This window comes from Neisseria sp. P0021.S005 (assembly GCF_051956955.1).
On sequence record NZ_JBQCWY010000457.1, the window covers coordinates 1 to 2,471 of the forward strand.

Consider the following 2,471-nt stretch of genomic DNA (forward strand, 5'->3'; position numbering starts at 1 on the left):
TATTGGAAACCGCGCGCTTCGAGGCGGCCCATCATGGAGGCTTGGGAAGACATGGAGTCTTTGGCGTAGATTTCGCTGACCGCTGCCTGGGTTTTGACGCGCTGCAATTCTTCTTCGGAAACGCCGTTGTCGGCAATGTCTTTGATTTCTTGGCGCAGCTGGGCAATCAGAGTATCGGTTTTCACGCCTTCGGCAGGCATAGCCATGACGCTGAACAGCGGCATTTCACGGCTGATGATGTCGTAATGCGTTCCTGCGTTCAATGCGGTTTGCTTGCCGCGCACGAGGTTGTTATCAAAACGGCTGGACGCGTTGCCTGCCAAAATATCGGAAAGGATGTCGAGGGCAAAAGGCATCGTGTCATCGAATTTTTGGAGTTTCGGCACACGGAAGTTGATGGCAATCAGCGGCTGGTGTGTGACCGGAGAAGTGGCTTTGACTGTAACAGGCTTGCGCAAATAGGGTTCGGTATGGAGCTTGTTGCGCGGCGGCTGGGCTTTGGCCGGAATATCGCCAAAGAGTTTGGCGGCCGTCTGAAGCGTTTGTTTGGCATCAACATCGCCGACAATGACCAATACGGCATTGTTGGGCGCGTAATATTGTTTGTACCACGCGCGCAGGTCGTCGGCTTTTAGGGTGTGCAAATCTTTCATGTAGCCGATGACGGAGGCGCGCATGGACGGTTGGGTAAAGGCGGCAAGATAGGCTTGTTCCCACATTTTGCCGTCGGCTGTGTCTTCCGTGCGCTGGCGGCGTTCTTCACGGATGACGTTCATCTCGTTGAGGAATTCTTTGTCGCTGAAGTTGAGGTTGTGCATGCGGTCGGCTTCGAGCTTCAGAATCTCGGGCAGGTTGGCGGCGGCGACGTTTTCGTAATACACCGTTTCATTGCGGTTGGTGTAGGCATTGTTTTGTCCTCCCAGCTCGGATACGCGGCGGTTGAATTCGCCGGAGGGAACGTCTTTCGTGCCTTTAAACATCATGTGTTCCAAAGCGTGGCTTAGGCCGCTTTTGCCCGGTTTTTCATCCACGCTGCCGATTTTGTACCAAATCTGCGAAACGGCCACTGGCGCGCGGTGGTCTTCTTTAACGATGATTTTCAGACCGTTGGGCAGGGTTTCAGAAAGCGTCTGCGCCCATGAGGCGGCAGGCAGCGCGAAGGCAAGCATTAAAGCAATTCGGCGTAACATGGTTTAATCCGTAAAATGAAAATCAATTGCCAAAGTATAGCGGAAAATCTGAAAGATTGGCCGAATATTTCAGACGGCCTGCAGCCTTATCTGCTGATTCACATCAAGCGCGGCCGTTGCCAATCTTTACCGTCGCGCCTCATTCGCGGATAATCCCAAACATTCCCGTTTCCAACCATTACAAAGGAATCATCATGGCATTTTTGAAACTGACCGAACAAAATGTTCAAGGCAAAACCGTTCTGATCCGCGCCGATATGAACGTACCGTTCAAAGACGGCAACATCAGCGACGACACCCGTATTCGCGCTTCGCTCGCATCCATTAAATACTGCTTGGACAACGGCGCGTCTGTGATCGTGATGACCCACCTCGGCCGTCCGACCGAAGGCGAATTCCATCCTGAAGACGATGTAGCGCCTGTTGCCGCGCATTTGGGCAAACTGTTGGGCAAAGACGTAAAAGTATTGAACGACTGGCGTGAAAACAAACCGACTTTGAACGCCGGTGATGTCGTGATGCTGCAAAACGTGCGCATCAACAAAGGCGAGAAGAAAAACGACTTGGAGCTGGGCAAAGCCTACGCTTCTTTGTGCGACGTGTTCGTCAACGACGCATTCGGTACCGCCCACCGCGCCCAGGCTTCGACTGAAGCCGTCGCCCAAGCCGCACCGGTTGCCTGCGCCGGCGTGTTGATGGCGGGCGAACTCGACGCTTTGGGCAAAGCCCTGAAACAACCGGCTCATCCGATGGTCGCCATCGTTGCCGGCAGTAAAGTGTCTACCAAACTGACCATCCTCGAATCTTTGGCCGATAAAGTCGACCAACTCATCGTCGGTGGCGGCATTGCCAATACTTTCCTGTTGGCAGAAGGCAAAGCCATCGGCAAATCTTTGGCCGAACACGATTTGGTGGAAGAATCCAAAAAAATCATGGCGAAAATGGCGGCCAAAGGTGGCTCCGTACCGCTGCCGACCGATGTGGTTGTCGCTAAAGCCTTTTCCGCCGATGCGGAAGCTGTGGTGAAAGACATTGCCGACGTTGCCGAAGACGACATGATTTTGGACATCGGCCCTAAATCTGCCGCTGCTTTGGCCGATTTACTCAAAGCTGCCGGTACGGTCGTATGGAACGGCCCGGTCGGCGTATTTGAATTTGACCAATTTGCCGGCGGTACCAAAGTATTGGCCGAAGCGATTGCCCAAAGCGATGCGTTCTCGATTGCCGGCGGCGGCGACACTTTGGCGGCGATTGCCAAATTCGGCGTAACCGATCAAATCA

2 protein-coding genes are annotated in these 2,471 nt (G+C 53.7%); one reads left to right on the plus strand and one right to left on the minus strand.

The annotated features are described in order from the left end of the window. On the minus strand, positions 1-1,190 hold a 1,190-nt coding region (locus ACTHUE_RS15520), incomplete at its 3' end, for a M16 family metallopeptidase (protein ID WP_440423932.1). Between the two features lie 194 nt (positions 1,191-1,384). Between ACTHUE_RS15520 and ACTHUE_RS15525 the strand changes: the two genes are divergently transcribed. Next, a partial coding sequence (locus ACTHUE_RS15525; RefSeq protein ID WP_440423933.1) for a phosphoglycerate kinase occupies positions 1,385-2,471 on the plus strand: 1,087 nt, incomplete at its 3' end.